This window comes from Chromobacterium sp. Rain0013 (assembly GCF_015291765.1).
GTDB classification, from domain to species: domain Bacteria; phylum Pseudomonadota; class Gammaproteobacteria; order Burkholderiales; family Chromobacteriaceae; genus Chromobacterium; species Chromobacterium haemolyticum.
In genome coordinates, this window is sequence record NZ_CP031514.1 from 430,596 (window position 1) to 449,145 (window position 18,550).

16 protein-coding genes are annotated in these 18,550 nt (G+C 65.0%); 6 read left to right on the top strand and 10 right to left on the bottom strand.

Annotated elements, in window-relative coordinates; translation table 11 throughout:
• Positions 1-5 precede the first annotated feature (5 nt).
• The 4 genes from DXT74_RS02125 (at position 6) to DXT74_RS02140 (ending at position 3,784) form a co-directional block, all read left to right on the top strand.
• On the top strand, positions 6-587 hold the full coding sequence (locus DXT74_RS02125; protein ID WP_043642391.1) for a GNAT family N-acetyltransferase: 582 nt from the start codon (positions 6-8) through the stop codon (positions 585-587).
• 298 nt (positions 588-885) lie between these two features.
• The gene (locus DXT74_RS02130) at positions 886-1,824 is read left to right on the top strand and encodes an alpha/beta hydrolase (RefSeq protein WP_194427199.1); all 939 of its coding nucleotides are present in this window, start codon (positions 886-888) and stop codon (positions 1,822-1,824) included.
• A 489-nt stretch (positions 1,825-2,313) separates the two neighbouring features.
• Positions 2,314-3,135 (top strand): SAM-dependent methyltransferase, encoded by an 822-nt coding sequence (locus DXT74_RS02135; protein ID WP_043642396.1) that lies wholly within the window; start codon positions 2,314-2,316, stop codon positions 3,133-3,135.
• Between the two features lie 214 nt (positions 3,136-3,349).
• The gene (locus DXT74_RS02140; RefSeq protein ID WP_043642398.1) at positions 3,350-3,784 is read left to right on the top strand and encodes a lysozyme; all 435 of its coding nucleotides are present in this window, start codon (positions 3,350-3,352) and stop codon (positions 3,782-3,784) included.
• 89 nt (positions 3,785-3,873) lie between these two features.
• Here the strand turns inward: DXT74_RS02140 and DXT74_RS02145 are convergent, their stop codons facing one another.
• The 10 genes from DXT74_RS02145 to DXT74_RS02190 all read right to left on the bottom strand — a co-directional run bounded on the left by DXT74_RS02145 (position 3,874) and on the right by DXT74_RS02190 (position 14,578).
• Positions 3,874-4,971: an AAA family ATPase gene (locus DXT74_RS02145; protein WP_043642402.1), complete on the bottom strand. Its 1,098-nt coding sequence runs from the start codon at positions 4,969-4,971 to the stop codon at positions 3,874-3,876.
• Between the two features lie 49 nt (positions 4,972-5,020).
• Complete coding sequence (locus DXT74_RS02150; protein WP_194427200.1) at positions 5,021-5,848, bottom strand: S1/P1 nuclease; 828 nt, start codon at positions 5,846-5,848, stop codon at positions 5,021-5,023.
• Between the two features lie 185 nt (positions 5,849-6,033).
• Complete coding sequence (locus DXT74_RS02155; protein WP_043642468.1) at positions 6,034-6,693, bottom strand: DUF799 domain-containing protein; 660 nt, start codon at positions 6,691-6,693, stop codon at positions 6,034-6,036.
• An 11-nt stretch (positions 6,694-6,704) separates the two neighbouring features.
• Positions 6,705-7,061, bottom strand: a complete 357-nt coding sequence (locus DXT74_RS02160) for a DUF4810 domain-containing protein (protein WP_194427201.1) — start codon at positions 7,059-7,061, stop codon at positions 6,705-6,707.
• 191 nt (positions 7,062-7,252) lie between these two features.
• A complete protein-coding gene (locus tag DXT74_RS02165; protein ID WP_043642407.1) occupies positions 7,253-7,927 on the bottom strand; it encodes a CsgG/HfaB family protein in 675 nt (224 codons plus the stop codon).
• A gap of 223 nt (positions 7,928-8,150) precedes the next feature.
• The gene (gene tauD, locus DXT74_RS02170) at positions 8,151-8,981 is read right to left on the bottom strand and encodes a taurine dioxygenase (RefSeq protein ID WP_194427202.1); all 831 of its coding nucleotides are present in this window, start codon (positions 8,979-8,981) and stop codon (positions 8,151-8,153) included.
• Between the two features lie 57 nt (positions 8,982-9,038).
• The gene (tauC, locus tag DXT74_RS02175) at positions 9,039-9,902 is read right to left on the bottom strand and encodes a taurine ABC transporter permease TauC (protein WP_194427203.1); all 864 of its coding nucleotides are present in this window, start codon (positions 9,900-9,902) and stop codon (positions 9,039-9,041) included.
• Positions 9,889-10,683: a taurine ABC transporter ATP-binding protein gene (locus DXT74_RS02180; protein ID WP_194427204.1), complete on the bottom strand. Its 795-nt coding sequence runs from the start codon at positions 10,681-10,683 to the stop codon at positions 9,889-9,891. The genes tauC and DXT74_RS02180 overlap by 14 nt, the downstream gene beginning before the upstream one ends.
• A gap of 16 nt (positions 10,684-10,699) precedes the next feature.
• Positions 10,700-11,704 (bottom strand): taurine ABC transporter substrate-binding protein, encoded by a 1,005-nt coding sequence (gene tauA, locus DXT74_RS02185; RefSeq protein WP_114152888.1) that lies wholly within the window; start codon positions 11,702-11,704, stop codon positions 10,700-10,702.
• Positions 11,705-11,968: 264 nt separating this feature from the next.
• On the bottom strand, positions 11,969-14,578 hold the full coding sequence (locus tag DXT74_RS02190) for a glycoside hydrolase family 15 protein (RefSeq protein WP_194427205.1): 2,610 nt from the start codon (positions 14,576-14,578) through the stop codon (positions 11,969-11,971).
• Between the two features lie 236 nt (positions 14,579-14,814).
• Between DXT74_RS02190 and DXT74_RS02195 the strand changes: the two genes are divergently transcribed.
• Positions 14,815-16,419 carry an FAD-binding oxidoreductase gene (locus DXT74_RS02195; RefSeq protein WP_194427206.1) on the top strand — a complete coding sequence of 535 codons (1,605 nt, stop codon included), beginning with the start codon at positions 14,815-14,817 and terminating at the stop codon, positions 16,417-16,419.
• Between the two features lie 173 nt (positions 16,420-16,592).
• Positions 16,593-18,548: a hypothetical protein gene (locus DXT74_RS02200; RefSeq protein ID WP_194427207.1), complete on the top strand. Its 1,956-nt coding sequence runs from the start codon at positions 16,593-16,595 to the stop codon at positions 18,546-18,548.
• The last annotated feature ends 2 nt before the right edge of the window (positions 18,549-18,550 follow it).

An 18,550-nucleotide genomic window follows, 5' to 3' on the forward strand; every position in this document is an offset into this window, starting at 1 on the left:
CCCGCATGCCCATCGTCCAACCCACCCTCAGCACGCCGCGCCTGCTGCTCTTGCCGGCGCAGCCCGCGCTGGCGCGCGCAATGCTCGATTTCCACGTCCGCAACCGCCAGCACTTCGAGCCCTGGGACCCGAAGCCCGGCGACATGTTCTTCACCGAGCTGTACTGGACCATGCAGCTGCGCCAGCGCGTACGCGACTGGGAAGAAGGCCGCGGCGGCCGCTTCCTGCTGGCGCTGCACGCCGAGCCGGAGCGGGTGATCGGCAGCGTCGGCCTCAGCAACATCAGCCGCGGCGCTTTCCAATCCTGCCACCTGGGCTACGGCCTGGACCAGCACTGCCAAGGCCAGGGCCTGATGCGCGAAGCGCTGGAAGCGGTGATACGCTGCGCCTTCGACACCCTCAGGCTGCACCGGATCCAAGCCAACTACCAGCCGCATAATCTGCGCAGCGCCGGCCTGCTCAAACGCCTGGGCTTCGAGATAGAAGGCCACGCCAAGAACTACCTCTATCTGAACGGCGGCTGGCGCGACCACGTGCTGACCTCGCGGCTCAACCCGGACTTCGACCCGGAACACATGCTGGCCTGAAAGATTGTCCACCACCTCCCCGCCAAGCCGGCGGGCTCATGACGTGATGGTTTCCAGCCTTTCCACGCCTCCTGCAAGCACCATGGCAAAGTCTCCAGCAAGGCCCACAACCCCTTGCCGCGCACTTGCGCCTTTTCGGCGTGATCCAGCATCAACCTCTCGATGGCGACGCAAACGCAAGGACATTTGGATAGCGCTTGCCAGCATCGTCGCCCCATGTTCTGCTGTGAAGCCGCCGCTCCACCGCAACCCTGATGCCGCGGCGTAGTCAAAACAGGCCATAAAAGGGCTCACCGCCATGCAAACCTTCCACCTGAACGCCGACGACGGAGAAACCCTGCACGCCGCCTGCTGGCTGCCGGACGGCGCGCCCCGCGCCGTGGTGCTGATCTCCCACGGCATGAGCGAATACGCGGTGCGCTACCACCGCTTCGCCCAAACGCTGACCGCCGCCGGCTACGCGGTCTACGCTCACGACCACCGCGGCCACGGCGCCGCGCCGCGGATGCGCGGCTATTTCGCCGCCGAGAACGGCTGGGATAAGGTGGTGGCCGACGTGGAGACCCTGCGCCGCCACGCGGCGGAGCGCCACCCCAGCCTGCCAGTGGCGCTGTTCGGCCACAGCATGGGCTCCTTCATCGCCCGCGCTTATTTCCTGCGCCACGGCGCGGCGCTGTCCGGACTGGCGCTGTCCGCCACCGGCTACCGCCAGCGGCCGCTGGCCTGGCTGCTGCGCGGCCTGGCGCGGCTGGTGGCCCGCTGCGGCAGCCCGGAACGGCCAAGCCGGCTGCTGGCGCGGCTGATTTTCGGCAGCTTCAACCTGGGCTTCCTGCCCGCCCGCACCAGCATGGACTGGCTGAGCCGCGACCCGGCGGAAGTGGATAAATACCTGGCGGACCCGCTGTGCGGCTTCGACCCCTGCCCCGGCCTGTGGATAGATTTGTTCGGCGGCATCATCGCCATGGAGCGTGGCGAGGCGAGCGGCGACAGCCTGCCGCGCCGCTGTCCGGTCTGGCTGCTGGCAGGCAGCCGCGATCCGGTCAGCCTAGGCAAACTGGGCTTGGGCCAGTTGGAAATCCGCTACCGCGAAGCCGGCCTGCTCGACGTGCGGACCACGGTCTACCCCGGCGGCCGCCACGAAATGCTGAACGAAACCAACCGGGTGGAAGTGGAGCAGGACATGCTGTGCTGGCTGGAGCGGATAAGCGCGCAACCGGCCGGCGCGGGTTCAGCCTGAGAACCTGTTCACAATTCTTTTTCAGCACTTTGAAACCTTGCTAGCTAGGCAGGAAACCGCGTATTCGACGCGCCCCCCCCCTTCAAGCCTGCCGACGGGTGGCAGGCCCGAGGTCTTAAGCGGCGGCCCTGTTTGAGCGATTTGACGCTAGCAAATCGCGAGTTCAGTCGCGCCTCGGCACCTGACGGAACCCAGCGGGAAGCCGCAGGCCAGGCTTGCTGGGCGGCCTTTGGGGGACTACGTGCGAATCTTTGATTCGCTCAGTGATAGGGGAATTTGGCCGCGCAAATTTCCCTTTCCGTTTTATTCCCTCGCGACGCTGCGTTTGCCTCGCTTGGTCACGGCGGAACCGGCCCTAAATCATCATCCGCGCAGCGGATTCAAGGCATTGGGCAATGGTTCCGAACCGGAAGGATCAGAAACAGCTCCCAAGCGCGCTGGCGCGAATTGGACTAAAATCCGGCGATTCGTTTTCCGCAGGAGGCCGCCATGAGCCTGATTCCCGAGATCAAACCGCAGCAATCGCTGGAACTGCTCAAAGAGCTGCACATCCTGACCCGCGATGGCAAGATCAACCAGGACACCCGCCGCAAGCTGAAGCAGGTGTACCACCTGTACCAGTTCATCGAACCGCTGATGGCCGACGTGCTGGCGGAAAAAGGCGAGATGAGCCTGGCCGACCACGGCGCCGGCAAATCCTATCTGGGCTTCATCCTTTACGACCTGTTCCTGAAGGACAAAGCCGCCGGCAGCGTCTACGGCATCGAAACCCGGCCGGAACTAGTCAGCCGCTCGCAGGAACTGGCCGCCCGCCTGGGCTTCGAGCGCATGGGCTTTTTGAACCTGAGCGTGGAGCAGTCGATCACCTCGGACCAACTGCCGGAGCAGGTGGACATCATCACCGCGCTGCATGCCTGCAACACCGCCACCGACGACGCCATCCGCTTCGCGCTGGCCAAGAACGCACGCTACATCGTGCTGGTGCCTTGCTGCCAGGCGGAAGTGGCCGGCGTGCTGCGTCAGAAGAAAAACCAGAGCTTCGGCCTGACTCCGCTGTCCGAAATATGGCGCCACCCCATCCATACCCGCGAGTTCGGCAGCCATCTGACGAATGTGCTGCGCTGCCTGCAGTTGGAAGCGCGCGGCTATCAACTCACCGTCACCGAACTGGTGGGCTGGGAGCACTCGATGAAGAACGAGTTGATCATCGCCAAGTACACCGGCCAGCGCAAAAACAGCGCGCGCGAACGCCAGGAGGCGATTCTGAAAGAGTTGAACCTGGAAGACCTGCGCGAGCGCTTCGTTTACTAGTCGCCAGTTCAAAGGCTTTAATGATTCGCGGGTTGCGGCATCATTGCCACTGACACCCGTCGCCTCGGCCCGTTTCCGGGCCCTGAGCATAATGGGGACGACGCACCCGGACCGCCCCGCGCGGCCGGCCTCGCCCCCGCCCGCTTCTCCTCCCGCCTCAGATTCTTTCGAGCGTCTCTCCGCGTCCGCCGGGGGCCCTTCCCAGGAGCCCGACATGAATATCAGCGCCAACGGCATCAAACTGATCCAGCAATTCGAAGGCCTGCGCCTCAAGGCTTACCAGGACGCGGTGGGCGTCTGGACCATAGGCTACGGCCATACCGGTCCGGACGTGACGCCGGGCCTGGTCATCACCCAGGCCCAGGCCGACGCGCTGCTGGCGCGCGACCTGAGCCGCTTTGAAACCGGCGTCACCCGGTTGGTTCAGGTACCGCTGAATCAGAACCAGTTCGACGCGCTGGTCAGCTTCAGCTACAACCTGGGCCTGGGCTCGCTGCAGAACTCCACGCTGCTGCGCCTGCTCAATCAGCGCGACTACGCCGGCGCGGCCGCCCAGTTCCCTCGCTGGAACAAGGCCGGCGGCAAGGTCTTGCCTGGCCTCACCCGCCGCCGCGCGGCGGAGCAAGCGCTGTTTCTGCAACCGGTCTGAGCGAGTGGTCTGAGCCATGAAAAAGCCCAAGCGGATGCTTGGGCTTTTTCGCAGTCGGCGTATAAGCAGAAACACATCTCAGCCGCAACTCAATCCTCGTCCGCCAGCACCGTCTCGCCGTCGCGCTGCGTCAGCGTGAAACGGCGCAGCGGCCGGTGACGCGCGATCAGCTCCGCCAGCCGCGGCGAATGGCTGGTCACCCACAGCTGGCTGTGGCGGCCCGCCTCCGCGATCAGCCGCGCCAGCGCCGGCAGCAAGTCCGGGTGCAGGCTGTTTTCCGGTTCGTTCAAGGCCATGAACGCCGGCGGGCGCGGGCTGAGCAAGGCCACCGCCAGGCATAGGAAACGCAGGGTGCCGTCGGACAATTCGGCCGCCTCCAGCGGCCGCAGAATGCCGTCGCGCTGCATCAGCATCTGGAAACGGCCATGCAGCGCCTCCACCTGGAAGCGGCTGTCCGGAAAGGCGTCGGCCAGCACGCTGCGCAACAGCTCGACGTCGCCGATCTCCACGATGGTCTGGAAGGCCGACGCCAGGTTGCCGCCGTCGTGCGCCAGCACCGGCGAGCGGATGCCCACCTGCGGCGCGCGCGGCGGCGAGCCGGGCCACACCGCGAACTCATGATAGAAGCGCCAGCGCCGCAACGTCTCGCGCACTTGCGATACTTCGGGATAGAGATGCGGCTCCGACAACTGGCCAAACACCGACTCCTCGGCCTGCAGGCCCAATGGATAGGTCGTCCTGACCCCGTCCACGCTGGTAAGAAAGGCGCTTTGATTGCGCCGCTCCAGCACTTGGGCCGAAGGGCGGCGGCCCTGGCCGGCCAGCCACAGCGTCTCCTCCTTCACCAGCGGGTCCAGCGAGAACAGGCTGAGGCTGGGCTCGGGGTAACCCAGCTGCAATTCGTAGTCGTAATCGGCCAGCCGCGCCGCCAGCGTCATGCGCTTGGGCTCGCCCTTGCGGTCCCCACGGCGCAGGCCGCCGGCCCACATCGCCTTCTGAATGCCGCCTTCTTCCGCCAGCGCCGCGGACAGGCGACCGCAAGCAGCCTCGTGCAGCAGGCGTACCGCTTTGTAGAGATTGGATTTGCCGCAACCGTTGGGACCGACGACGACATTGAGGGGCTCCAGTACCAACCGCAGTTGGCGGATGGATCGAAAACCCTTGAGGCTGAGCTCGTGAATGGACATGGCGGCTCCGGTGACGACGGAGCCGCCATTCTAGCGCGGACGCGCCGTTTTACTGCAACGCCTGGTTGATCACCATGGCGATGCGCGCGCCGGCCTTGGCCAGTTGCTGTTTGACCAACTGAGCGCCGGCGGTCTGGTAGGTGCGGTCCAGGTAGGCCACGTCGCTGGGCGCGCTGCCGCAGCTGAAGTTGGACAGCGGGCCGTACACCTCGCTGCGCGCGTACTGGTTGGATTCCTTGATCCAGTCATTGACCTGCCCGCTCTGCCAGCCGGCGATGTTGCGCGCGTAGTACTTGAGGTCCTGCGCCGCCCAGCTCTGCTCGTTGGCGCCGTTCAGCGCTTGCTGCACCAGCGCGGTGTCCCACACCGAATGCAAATTGCTGATCTTGCTGCTGCCGGCCAGGCGCACGCGGACGTCGTTGCCGCCGCGGTCGTGGTTGTCGGCCGCGTGCAACGGCTGGTGAATGTCGCCGATCATATGAAGCAGGAAGGTCAGCGCCTGAGCGCGGGCGGACTTGCTCGCACTCTTGTCGGCCAGCACCTTGCTGTAGCGCGCAATCTGGTTGGACGCGCAGTTGCCGCTGGGGCAGTCGTCCTCTTCCACCCCGTCGCATACCGGCTCGTCGTTGTAATGCCATTGATCAGAACCCGGCAGTTGCTGCTTCAATTCCTGCTTGTGCTGGTCCATGTACAGGGCCAGCTGGGCGAAGTCCGCGTTGGGGATCAATTGATTGACCGCGGCCTTGGCTTGAGGGCTCAGCAATTGCTGGGCGATATAACCGGTGATGCGGTGGCCTTCCTGACCCCAGGCCAGCGCTTGGGCGCTGGGCAGCGCGAAGGCGGCGGACAGCAGCATGGCAAGCGTGAGTTTCTTCATGATGGTTTCTCTTCTGATTGTGATGGGCCGCGGCCGGCGAAATGCAGGCCACTTTTATGGCGAACGCATATTACCTGAAAATCATTAAACTAAAATGCCATTCAGATTTCACGTGAAGATAAACCGCAGGCGCAAAAAAGCCCGGCATTGCCGGGCTGGGTATCTGCTACCTATCCATTGTGGACTCAGTCGGTACCGTACTTTGGAGAGTACGGGCCATACAGCAAACCACCGTTATAGCCGGTGCTGAATAGACGCTGGCTGGTGATGCCGGCTACATCGTGGCTGGCGTCGGTGGCGGTGTTGATGATCTGTTTCAAGGCCGCGGTCACCAGAATGCCCACCAGGCCGCCGGAGTTATTGTTGTTGCCTTCGTTGTTGGAAGCGGAGGCGGAACCGGTCCACAACACCGCACCGGTCTTCAGGTCCACCATCTTGGCGCTGGCGGACACGATGGTGTCGCTGCTGATTACGCTGTAGCTGGTGCCGTACTTGCTCACTGTCACGTACAGGGCCGCATCCGCGCCAAAGATTTCCTTCAGTTTGGCCGGAGCCACGCCGTGGATGTCCGAAGCCGTGCTCATGCCGTTCTGCTTGAAGGTTTCTTCCACCAGCGTCACCGGCAGCACATAGTAGCCGGCTTCGGCCAGCGGCATGGTGACTTGCGACAGCATGCTGAGGCTGGCGGCTACTTCCGGCGATTCGTTCAACGGCGGCAGCACCAGAATGGAACGAGGACGGCTTTGCTTGTAAGCGGTGTAGTCGTAGGACTTGGGAGTGGCGCAGCCGGTGGCCAGCGCCGCGATGGCCAGGCAAGCCAGCCATTGGGCAATGCGTTTGATCATGGTGCGGTCTTTCACTTCTTGGCTTTTTTCAGCAGGAAGTCCATATAGGCGGCGGACTCCGGAAACAGCTGCTTCTCGGTCTGAAACTGCTGAACCATCTGATCGTCCTTGCCCAGGTTGGCGTACAGCATGCCCAGATGGGCATGGTAACCCGGCGGCGGTGTCTTGCCGCTGGAACGGATTTTTTGCAGGTCGCGCTCCAGCGCGGTGACCTGCTCTTCAGCCGCCGCGCCCTTGAAGTGCTGATAGACCTGAGGCTGGTAGCTTTCCCACTGATACAGCGAGCTTTGGCTGGCGCAGCCGGTCAACAATGCGCCGCCCAACAGGGCCAGCCCCCATAGCGGCGTTTTCGCCATCTTGTGTTTCATGATGTTCAATCTTGCAATAGTTATCACGGGCGGGTCGCAAGGCCCGTCCTGCAATCATTCGAGGCTTGCTTAACGCTTAAAGCCGTTAACAAAACCTCGCAGAGAACCTGAGCCAAGGCGCGCCGACGCAGACAGTACAAGTCGTACGACAAGGAGGCGCAACGCAGGGTCAGGGGTTTTGTTAGCGGGTCTTATTTGCCCGGCTGCCAGGCGCCGGAATCTATGGCCGCGGTCAGCCTGTTCACCGCCTCGCGCATCGCCAGGTCCAGCACTTTGCCGTTCAGCGTGGAGTCATAGCTGGCGGTGCCCCCGAAGCCGATGATTTCCCGGTTGGACAGGCTGTACTCGCCGGCGCCCTGAGTGGAGTACACCACTTCCGAGGTGGCCACCTTGACAATGTTGAGGTTGACCTTGGCGTAAGCGATCTGCTGTTTGCCGCGGCCGAGAATGCCGAATAGCTGATGGTCGCCCACTTCCTTGCGGCCGAATTCGGTCACATCGCCGGTCACCACATAGGCGGCGCCCTTGACCGCCTGCGCCTGCTTACTGAACGCGGCTTCCTGCTTCATTTCTTCCAGGTTGTCGCGGTCCAGAACATTGAAGCGGTTGGTCTGCTGCAAATGGGTGATCAGAATGGTCTTGGCCTGGCCGCCCAGACGGTCCACGCCGTCGGAGAAAATGCCGCGCATATAGCTAGAGCGGTTATCGAACTTGCCCACCGCGATAGGAGAGCGTGGGCCGGCGTAAGGCTTGCCGGCGGTTTCCACCTGGGCCACCGTCAGCGCGCGCGAGCTTTCCGTCGCGCAGCCGCTCAACCCTGCGGCCGCGGCCATGGCGAGTACCAGGCATTTCTTTGCGATCTTCATTGTTATTCTCTCAAAACATCCAACACAGAAAGTCGAATATCATACTAACCGCCACGTGCAGGGTCGATGCAATTTATGCCAAAACAGCAACGACTTATCTGCGCTGAACCCAGTCTAGCCAGTGCTTGCAAGCGGCCCCTGGCGTCGCTGCGCCACACCGCCAAACCAAAGGCATGAAAAAACCCGGCCGTGGCCGGGTGGTTTGCACTGGAGTGGACCGCGTTCAACGCGGCCGGTCGCCCAGTATGGTGGCGCGGTGCATCACTCGCCGCTGCGGCAGGTAATCCGCCACCGCGTAATGCTGGGTGACGCGGTTGTCCCAGAACGCCAGGTCGTTTTCCTTCCAGCGCCAGCGCACGGTGAATTCCGGCCGCGCGGCATGGGCGAACAGCAGGGCCAGCAAGGCCTCGCTCTCACGCGGCGCCAGTTCCAGAATCCGAGTGGTGAAGCCCTCGTTGACGAACAAGCCCTTGCGGCCGGTGACGGGATGGGTCCGCACCACCGGATGCACTACTGGCGGATGATCACGGCTGGCCTGTTGCCAGCGCGCGTATTGCGGCGTGTCCTTAAAACGGCTTTCCGGGAAAGAGTGGATAAAGCTGTGTTCGGCGCTGAGGCCGTCAAGCAATGTGCGCAAGGCCGGCGACAAGGCCTCGTAAGCGGCGCTGTTGCTGCTCCACAGCGTGTCGCCGCCCACGTCCGGCAGCTGCCGCGCCGACAACACCGCGCCCAACGGCGGGGTGGCGATGAAGGTAACGTCGGTGTGCCAATTGTCGTTGTCCGGCAAGTTGTCGACGTGGGTGTCCAGCACGATGATTTCCGGCTGCTCCGCCACCGTCGGGTAGACCGGATGCAGATGCAGATCGCCGAAGCGGGCGGCGAAGTCGCGCTGCTGGCGCGGCGTCAGCGGCTGGTTCTCGAAGAACAGCACCTGGTGACGCAGCAGCGCGGCTTCAATCGCGTCGCGCTCGGCGTCGGACAGCGGCGCGCTCAAGTCCACGCCGGAGACAATGGCCCCCAGGGCCGGACTAAGGGCTTGCAGTTGCAGGCTCATGAATGTGTGCTCCCTATGCGCGCGGCGGATTCAATACCAAGAAAAACGAAAATCAGATCAGAAACGCTCAGGCGCGGCCCAGCCGGCGAAACGCCGTTCCACCCAACGCAGCCCCAGCTCCAGCGCCAACGCAATCCAGGCGATGATCAGGATGCCGGCGATCACCGCGTCGGTGACCAGAAACTGGGCGGCGGACTGCACCATGAAACCCAGGCCGCGGGTGGCGGCCACCAGCTCCGCCGCCACCAGCGTGGACCAGCCCACGCCCAACCCGATGCGCAGCCCGGTCAGGATGTCCGGCAACGCGCTGGGCAGCACCACCAGCCGCAGCAGCTGACCACGGCTGGCGCCCAGCGAGCGCGCGGCCTGCAGTCGCGCCGGGTCCGCTCGGCGCACGCCGGCGGCGGTGGCGATAGCCAGCGGCGCGAAGATGGCGAGATAAATCAGCAGCACTTTGCTGACCTCGCCGATGCCGAACCAGATCACGATCAAGGGCAGATAAGCCAAGGGCGGCACCGGCCGGTAAAACTCGATCAATGGGTCCAGCGCCGCATGCGCGCGTCGGCTCAGGCCCATCAACATGCCCAGCGGCACCGCGGTGGCCGCGGCCAGCAATAGCGCCAGGCCCACTCGGCCCAGGCTGGCGGCGGCGTGACGCCACAGGCTGGCGTCCATGAAGCCGTTGACCGCCAGATCCGCCAGCCTTTTCGCCACCTGAGCAGGGCCGGGCAGAAATAGCGGCGACACCAGCCCGCCGGCGCTGGCCGCCCACCACAACAACAGCAGGCCGCCCACCGACAGCGCGCTGGGCCAGCGCCGGCGCCAGGCGGCGCGGCCAGGGACGGGAGGATGTGCCGGCGGCGACGCGCTTAGCTCGGCTTGCGCGGCCGGGCCCAATTCAGTCAGTTCAAGCGGCGGCATGGTCGGCCTCCTCCGCGCGGAAAATCCAGTCCAGCAAATGCTCGCGCATGGCGATGAAAGCGGGATCGGCCTTGATCGAGCGCGCCGATTCGCCGGCGGCGTAGCGATGGGCGAAACCCAGCTTCTGCCGCAGCGCGATACGGCCGGGGCGCGGTGTCAGCACCAAAAGCTCGGTGCCGAGGAACAACGCTTCCTCAATGCTGTGGGTAATCAGGAAAATGCCCTTGCCGCTGCGCTGCCACAGGCTGAGGATCAGCGACTGCATCTTTTCCCGGGTCAACGCGTCCAGCGCGCCCAGCGGCTCGTCCAGCAGCAGGAAATCGGGATCGGCCGCCAGCGCGCGCGCCAGGCCCAGACGCTGGCGCATGCCGCCTGACATCTGGCTGAGCGCGTGGCCGGCGAAAGCCTCCAGCCCCACCCAGCCCAACATGCGGCGCGCCTCGAGTCGCCGCTGCTCGCGCGGCACCCCGCGCAGGCGCAGGCCAAAAGCCACATTGTCTTCGGCGTTGAGCCAGGGCATCAGCGCGTCGTCCTGGAACACCACGCCGCGATCCGCGCCCGGCCCGCGCACGGGGCGGCCGTTGGCCAGCACCCGGCCCTGGCTGGGCGTCTGGAAACCGGCCATCAGCCCCAGTAAAGTGGACTTGCCGCAGCCGGACGGCCCCAAGGCCACCACGATTTCGCCGGAGCGCAGCTCCAGCGACACCCGGTCCAAGGCTTGCACAGGACCGGACGGTCCGGCGTAGCTGACGCCGGCGTTTTCCACGATCAAGCTCGCCATCGCGGCCTCCTCGCGCTCAGCGCGTCTGCGCCAGCCGCACGAAGCGCGGCTCGACATAGGCTTGATAATCCGGCAGCACCGTTTCCACCTTCTTCTGTTCCTTCAAGAACAAGGCGGTGTCGCGCAGCGCCTTGGCGGTGCCGCCGCCCAGCAAGCGCGGCGACAGCTGCTCCTGCGCCAGCGGGAAGCGGCTGCCGGCCAGCAAGCCGGGAATCTGCGCCGGATCGGCCCCGGTCAGCCGCGCGATCTTGGCCACCTGCGGCGAGCCGACGCTCCAGGCCGCCGGCTTGGCTCGGTAATCGGCGAAGGCCTGCAAAGTCACCTTGGCGAAGGCGGCCAATGCCTGCGGCTGAGCGGCGGCGAAGTCCTTGCGCGCCACCCAGGCTTCGAAGGTGGGCGCGCCCCATTGCCCCACTTGTTCGGAATTAACCAGCACCGAGCCGGTTTTCAGCGTCTGGCTCAGCGCCGGGTCCCAGACATAGGCGGCGTCGATGTCGCCGCGCTGCCAGGCGGCGCTGATCTCGGACGGGCGCAGATTGACGATGGACAGCTTGGCCGGGTCCAGCTTCCAGTGCTTGAGCGCGGCCAGCAGGCTGTAATGGGTGGTGGAGACGTAGGGCACCGCCACCTTTTTGCCAATCAGGTCCTGCGGGGTCTTGATGCCGCTGCCCTTGCGCGCCACCAACGCCTCGGAGTTCCCGATCTCGGCGACGATCAGAAAGGTCTGGATCGGCAGTTGACGGGTGGCGGCGGCGCTAAGCGGGCTGGAGCCCAGATCGGCGATATGCACGTCGCCGGAAGCCAGCGCGGCGAGCACTTCCGCGCCGCTCTCGAACTTGCGCCACTGCAGCGGTCGGCCGATGGCTTTTTCGTACAGGCCGTCGGCCTGGGCCACCTTGGATGGATCGACTCCGGTCTGATAACCGATGACGATGGGCGCCTCGGCGGCGTTTGCCGCCAAGGCAGCGAGAGAGAGGCTGGCGAGGCTGAGCGCCAGCAGGGAACGGCGGGATATGGACATGGCGTGCTCCTGAGAACCGGCTCACGCTCTGCTGCGCGTCGGCGGGGCGGGGTTGAGAACCGCTTTGGAATGCTGAGGTACCTGGGTACACTCCGCTCCCTCAGCGGCTCTCGCCTCGTCTCGCCCTAGCTCGCAAGATCGTAAACAAGCTCAAAGTGGTGATGGACTCAGCACACTATAAAAGCCATGTTTAATATCAAAAAGTAATTTAATTTGCTTTCAATATTCCAAATAAATCAATAGCGTATTGAATCCCGACCCGCCTCACCACTTCACCTGATCGTTCAGCGTCAGCCCGCCAGCCGGCGCCTGCAACACGCGATTGCCCGCTCGCTGCTCCCAGCTCACGCTGCCGTCGGCGTTCTTGCGGTAGTACTTGTACTCGATCCGCTGACCCGCCGGCAGATTGACCCTGGTTCTCCACAAGGGGTAAGCCGCCGCATCCGCCGGCAGGCCCAGGTCCGTGTTCCAATTGCCCAATGCGCGGGCCGCGCCGGTTACATACAGCTGTTGTCCCCAACTGGTATCGGCGGCGGCCTGGATCTCCACCGCCGCCTCACCGGCCTTGGGTTCAACGCGGCAGGCGTAGTAACGCGCGCAGGCGGCTTCCGGCAAATCCACGACGCGGCCGGCGCGGATGGAGGCCAGCAGGCTGATGTACTCGCCCATCGCCCAGCTCAGAGGCGCGATCGAACGCGTGGGCGTACCGGCGCGGTTGCCGGCCGGCGTCTCCACCGCCCAGCCGTCCGGCAGCACCGCGCTGTGCGGCCACACCTGTTCCGGCAGCATGCCCTCCGGCGTGGCCAGCTGTTTCAGCGCGGTCAGATACGGCTGGCCGGCCGCGCCGCCGCCCTGGCGCGCAATCTCGTAGATGCCGCGCTCCGCGGTGAAGATGGGCCACAGCCGACCCACCCCGCTGCCGGCGAAATCGCCGCCGTCGTTGCGCTCGCCATAGCCGTCGAAGTTGTAGCGGAACCAGGCGTTGACCGGCAAAGCCGGCACGCCGGGCAGCTCCAGCCGCTGGCCCAGCACCGCGTCGTAAATGCCCAGCGTGGCCAGCACAGCCGGATCATCGGCGCGCTTCACCCCCATGCGCACCAGTTCCAGGAAGCCGCCGTCCACCACCCGGCGCGCGTCGCGGCTGCCGCCGCCGTTTTTCACTTCCAGCGTTTGCGGCGTATCCGGCCCCAGCGCCGGCGCCTGGCCGGCGCGGCTCATCCCGCCGGCGCGCGCGGACGGGTTGAGGCGCAGATAATAGCGGCCGTCGCCAAAGCCGCCGCTGCGGGTGAAGGTCCAGGCGTCCACGTTCTGCTGCCAGTAGTCGGCCGCGGACAGATAGCGCGCGGCGCTGGCATCATCGCCGTTGGCGCGGGCGATGTCGGCGGCGGCGGCCAGCCCGGCGATCTGCGCCGCCAGCGTGGACGGCGAGTAGCCGCTGTTCTCCTCCCAGCGCTCCTGATAGGTCCACGGCCCGGCGCTCAGGATGTAGTCGGCGGCCAGCTTGATGCGCGGCCACAGCGGCGAGTACACCGCCGGTCCCTGCCGCCAGGCCAGCAGGATGGGCATGGCCTGCTCGTCCATCTGGGTGCCCTGCCAATACTGCGCGCCGCTGACCCAGGCGTTTTGCGGGAAACGGCCATTGCGGCTGAAGCCGTCCGGGCAGCCGGCGGCGTCGTATTCCGCCGCGCCGCAGTCGCGACGCTGCTGCAAGGTATTGAACAGATAATCCGTCACGCGCGCTGCGGTCGCGCGGTCACCGGCGGTGAGCAGGGCGTTGGCGAACTTGAACAGGTCGCGCGGCCACACCAGGTGGTAGCCGCCGGCGTTGGCATCGCCCTGGCTGGCGCCCCATGGCGTGCCCAGGCCGGCCACCATCGCGCCGCTGGCCTTGTCCTGCATGGTTTTCAGCGTCATCGCCGCCAGGTAATAGCCGTCGTCGGCGCTGCCGCCCTGATCGGACAGGCCGGCGGCGTAGGCCTGCCAGCCGGCGTCATAGCGCCGCTGCGCCGCGTCCAGATCGCCGCCCAGCGCGGCGGCGGCCGTGTCCAGCGCCTGCCTCTGGCTGGCGCCGAATCCCAGCACCACATCGAAGGACACGCTGGTGGCGCGCGGGTCGCCCGCATCCAGCCAGCCCATCTGCGCCACATTGCCGTTGCCGGCGGAATCGAAAGTCCAGTCCATGCGCTTGTCAGCCGCGCCGCCCAACAGATCGGTCCAGCCGTCGCTCAAACCGACAAAGCCGCTGGACACCATGCGGCGGCCGTTCTGCGTCTTCCACGGCAGGCTGCTCAGCAGCGCCGAAGCGCGCTGATTGCGGCTGGCCGCCAAGGCCGCATCGCCGCCAACACGCGTCAGGGTGGCGGCGCTGTTGCCCGCGCCGGCATTGTCCAGATAAGGCTTGAACAGTAGGTAGAGGCGAAAATCGCCGACGCGGCGGCCATCCAGCGCGCTGAAGGTGACGCGCTGGATCAGCGCGTCACGCGCCGGATCGGTGAAGATGCGCTTGCTGATGCGCCAGTGATGGGCCGCGTTACCTGTCTGCGCCTGCCAGCTCATGCTGCGCGGATGCAGCCGCTGCACGCGGTAATCCTGCTGCTTTTCCTCATCAACGAAGCCGCCGCCGGCATCGCCCACCAAGAATTGCAAGTCCACCGCCGCCTGAGTATCCACCGCCGGGTAGAACACCTCGGAGACCACGCCGCGGTAGCCAGTGAAATACACCCGCGACGGCCCCTCCGCCGCCACGCCCACGAAAGACTTCGCCGCCGGGCCGCGCACCGCCGTCAGCCCCGGCGCGCCAAAGGCCTCGCCGGCCTGCGCCGCGCCGCACAAACCGCCCAACAGCAGGGCCAGGCCCATCCATTGCTTGATCATGTCCGCTCGCTCCTGAATTTGGCAGGGAGCGTAGCAAAGCAACATACAAATGTCATTTCATGCCAGAACAAAACCCAGCTGTTTCAAGCATTGAGCACCCGCAATGAAGCGATAAAACACTCAAATCCTCCCACGCTCAGCATTTGCCAGCTTTCTCCGCTTTAGGCTCGCCTATAAAACAATGTCATGCAAATCAAATGGACGCCGCCACCGCGGCCGCACAAGGAGAAAACGCTATGGGCTTGAATGCCATCACCCCGGACGACCGCCGTTACGAAACGCTGAAAAAAGGCTTCAATCTTCGCTGGCCGGCTGCCGGCCAGGCTGCGGGCGGCATCATCATCTGCAGCGATGAAGCCGAAGTCGTCGCCGCGCTGCAATACGCGCTGGACCACAAGCTCAAGCCCACTATCCGCAGCGGCGGCCATTGCTACGAGGGCTTCGTCAGCAACAACCCCGGCGGCCTGATCATAGACATCGGCCAGCTCTCCGGCCTACGCCGCGACGTAGCCGCGGACGGCCGGCGCTATGGCTTCCAGCTTTTGGCCGGCAATCAGAACTGGGATGGCTACGTAGGCCTGTACAAACTCACCGGCAAGACCATGCCCGGCGGCTCTTGCTACTCAGTGGGCGCCGGCGGCCACATTAGCGGCGGCGGCTACGGCCTGCTATCGCGGCTGCAGGGCCTGACCGTGGACTGGTTGAGCGCAGTGGACATTCTGCTGGCGGACAGCGGCAAGGTGCGCAAGGTACACGCCCGCGTCGACAATGAATTCGCCGACTTGCTCAAGCTGTGCAAGGGGGCCGGCGGCGGCAATGTGGGCCTGATCACCAGCTATTACTTTGACGATTTGCCGCCGGCGCCGCAGCAGGTGGGCGTGCAGCTCCTGCAATTCAGCTGGGACGATTTCAAGGATTTGGGCCGCTTCAGCGACTTGCTGCAAACCTATGGCCAATATTGGCAGGAGGCGGACAGCGAGCCCGAAGGCTACGGCCTGTTCAGCCTGCTCAAGCTCACCCACATCAGCGCCAAAAACCTGGGCCTGGTGGTGCAATACACCGACAGGGACGGCAAGCTGAATCACACCGCGCCGTTCAACGATTTCTACCGGCGCATCAAGCAAGTGGCCCAGCCGCAACTGCTCAACACCTATCTGCCCGGCGGCGGCCATCTGCCCCACATTCCGCACCGCTCACCGCCAAAAAACACCGGCTCCTTGCCTGAGCACACACAGGCGATGGACTGGCTGTACGCCACCCAAACGTTGAACGGCTCAGGCAGCAATCAGCGCGGCAAGTACAAGTCCGCCTATATGAAGCGGAACTTCAGCCCGGCGGAGTGCAAGGCCATCCACCAGCACCTTAGCTCCGATCCCGACAACCAGGATCTGGCCCAATCGCTGCTACAGGTGGACTCCTACGGCGGCGCGATCAACCACCGCAGCCCCGGCAACAACGGTTTCGACCCGGCCGACAACCAGACCGCGGTGCCTCAGCGCGCCTCGGTAATGAAGCTGCAGTACCAAAGCTACTGGACCGACCCGGCCAACGACGCCATGCACGTGAGCTGGATGCGGGCGTTTTTCGACGCCGTCTACGCCGCCGACGGCTTCAACGGCACGCCGTATCCAAGTTCGGCGGCCTTGCCGGATTCACCTTACGAGGGCTGCTACATCAACTACCCGGATGTGGATATGTTGAACGGCGCGCGGCCGGGAGCCCCTGGCTACAGCTGGGGCGAGTTGTATTACGGCGCGCTGTATCCGGAGCTGGTGGCGATCAAGCGCAAGTACGACCCGGGCAATGTGTTCAACCACGCGATGTCGCTGGGCGCGGAGTAGAGCGCCCAACTCCGGCCGGGGCTCGCAAAGCACCGGCCACACCGCTCCCGGCATTCACCTGTCCTAAAGAACATTGCCCTTATGGTCAGCGCTGCCTATACCCGCGCTATGCCTATGGGATTAAATCGTCAGCCATAGCCGTCCGCGGATTTTCCGGCCAGCAAGGAGCCAATATGAGCTATCTGCAGTTTCCCCGCCTGGCCTTTTCCGGCCAGTTCCAGTCAGATGTCTCCACCGTCAACAACGACCCGCGCCACTACGACAACGCCACCTTCGAACCTCGTTTCCAGGAATACCAACAAGCGGGAGCGGACGGGCGCACCAAAACCTATAACGGCTGGTGGCACCCCACCGGCACCGCCATCATGCGCTTCGCCAACTGCCAAGTGACCAGCTTGCGCGGGCCCAGCGGCATCCTGGTCACCAATCCGGCGCAAGACCCGCTGCTGTCCTGTAGCGTGGGCAACGCCATCGGCAAACCGTCCGGCAAGATGGTGGACCTGGACCCGGACTGGCAGCTGGCCTCCAGCATCTACGGCCTCGCGGTATCGCTGCTCAAGCCGGACGGCACGCCGCTGATGACCGCCGACTACCAGAGCAACCCCTTCCGCGATCTGTGGTTTTCCCGCGCCCAAAGCCAGGGCGACAGCGCCGCTTCCGCCGTCTTTCAATCCGTGCTCATCAATATCCAGTGGCATCTGGACGGTTTCGACAGCCCGCTGCTGGCGCGCCTGATCGAGTTGAGCGAACAGGACCGGCTCTCCATCCGGCTGTCCACCTACGGCTACAGCACCGACTACAGCGATCCCGGCTTCGGTTATGGCACCGTGCTCGGCGCCATCGGTCCGGCCTATCTGGGCCAGCCGCGCTCCTTCATCCTGGGCCGCCGCTTCATGCCGACCACGCAGCAGGGCAACGACCTTGCCAGCCAGAACGGCATCGGCTGTTTCTCCTCCTGGCTGGATCAGGACACCGCCAGCCTGCAAGTGGACCTGAGCAACGCGTTGCCCCTGGACAGCCGCTTCCAGGTGGCGGCGCTGCCGTCGCTGCAATACGCCGTCCTGCACAATGAATGGACGGCGCAGGACGCGGACATAGGGCCTGACGACTACACCGTCATCGCCGGCGTGGACACCTCGCAAGCGCTGCAAGACCAGCAGGCCGGCATCCAATCGGTGCCGCTGACCGAGGAACAGTTGCGGCTGGCCAATCAGCCCTTGCCGCTGGCCATCGTGCAGCCGGTGGGCGTGGAGGGACGCGCCGTGGTCTGCGTGCGCGAGGCCTTGCTGGGCAACGAGGTGCGCGCTGAAGACTTCGCCATCCGCCTGGACCCCAACCATCCGGACCGAAACCACCAGCACACCCACGTTTACGCGGCGCGTTACGGTCAGCCGCTGGCCGGCGCGGCGCTGGCTTTCTGGGCCGGCGCGCCCATGCTGGACTACGACGACACCCCCACCGACAAAACCCAGGGCACCACCCCGCGCGCGCTGTTGCCGGTCAACAACGTGCCCAACGCCGCCATCCGCATCAGCCCGGCGGAGCCGATCACCGACCAGGCCGGCCGGGCCGCCGTCACACTGCACGGGCCGGAAAGCTTCGGCACCCCGCGCGAATACATGGACGGCCAGCTGTTCACCATCGCCTACAATCTGGCGGGCTCCGATCCGGCGCTGCAACAGCCCTTCGACAACTTCGCGGTGGTGGTTTTCAGCAGCTTCCCGCAGCCGGGCCAGGACATAGACCTGGACAATCCGCGCTGGGAAGACGTGCAGCCCATCCTGCAGCAATACGCCAACCTCTACCCGGTGATGAGCCAGGGCCTGTTCGACTTTTCCAAGCAAGCGGTAGCCGACGCCAGCGCCTTCATCATGCGCTTCGTTTTCGACAAGCCCATCGATGACCCGGACCAGATGCCGGTGACGCGTGATCTGTCCGCCAGCAAGCGGCGCATGCTGATCAACTACTTCCAGAACGTCATAGACCTCACCGGCAAAACCTTCGACCGCCAGCGGATGTACGGCAAGCGCTGCCCGCTGCGCCAGAGCGCGCCGCCCAGCGAGGCCGATATCGCCGCCACTCGCGGCTCTCTCAGCACGAGCAAGAGCCGCAAAGGCAACGACGCCTGACC

Bases quoted from the DNA above. Each gene is read 5' to 3' on its own strand.
- DXT74_RS02125 (WP_043642391.1), top strand. From the start codon at position 6: ATGCCCATCGTCCAACCCACCCTCAGCACGCCGCGCCTGCTGCTCTTG.
- DXT74_RS02130 (WP_194427199.1), top strand. From the start codon at position 886: ATGCAAACCTTCCACCTGAACGCCGACGACGGAGAAACCCTGCACGCC.
- DXT74_RS02135 (WP_043642396.1), top strand. From the start codon at position 2,314: ATGAGCCTGATTCCCGAGATCAAACCGCAGCAATCGCTGGAACTGCTC.
- DXT74_RS02140 (WP_043642398.1), top strand. From the start codon at position 3,350: ATGAATATCAGCGCCAACGGCATCAAACTGATCCAGCAATTCGAAGGC.
- DXT74_RS02145 (WP_043642402.1), bottom strand. From the start codon at position 4,971: ATGTCCATTCACGAGCTCAGCCTCAAGGGTTTTCGATCCATCCGCCAA.
- DXT74_RS02150 (WP_194427200.1), bottom strand. From the start codon at position 5,848: ATGAAGAAACTCACGCTTGCCATGCTGCTGTCCGCCGCCTTCGCGCTG.
- DXT74_RS02155 (WP_043642468.1), bottom strand. From the start codon at position 6,693: ATGATCAAACGCATTGCCCAATGGCTGGCTTGCCTGGCCATCGCGGCG.
- DXT74_RS02160 (WP_194427201.1), bottom strand. From the start codon at position 7,061: ATGAAACACAAGATGGCGAAAACGCCGCTATGGGGGCTGGCCCTGTTG.
- DXT74_RS02165 (WP_043642407.1), bottom strand. From the start codon at position 7,927: ATGAAGATCGCAAAGAAATGCCTGGTACTCGCCATGGCCGCGGCCGCA.
- tauD (WP_194427202.1), bottom strand. From the start codon at position 8,981: ATGAGCCTGCAACTGCAAGCCCTTAGTCCGGCCCTGGGGGCCATTGTC.
- tauC (WP_194427203.1), bottom strand. From the start codon at position 9,902: ATGCCGCCGCTTGAACTGACTGAATTGGGCCCGGCCGCGCAAGCCGAG.
- DXT74_RS02180 (WP_194427204.1), bottom strand. From the start codon at position 10,683: ATGGCGAGCTTGATCGTGGAAAACGCCGGCGTCAGCTACGCCGGACCG.
- tauA (WP_114152888.1), bottom strand. From the start codon at position 11,704: ATGTCCATATCCCGCCGTTCCCTGCTGGCGCTCAGCCTCGCCAGCCTC.
- DXT74_RS02190 (WP_194427205.1), bottom strand. From the start codon at position 14,578: ATGATCAAGCAATGGATGGGCCTGGCCCTGCTGTTGGGCGGTTTGTGC.
- DXT74_RS02195 (WP_194427206.1), top strand. From the start codon at position 14,815: ATGGGCTTGAATGCCATCACCCCGGACGACCGCCGTTACGAAACGCTG.
- DXT74_RS02200 (WP_194427207.1), top strand. From the start codon at position 16,593: ATGAGCTATCTGCAGTTTCCCCGCCTGGCCTTTTCCGGCCAGTTCCAG.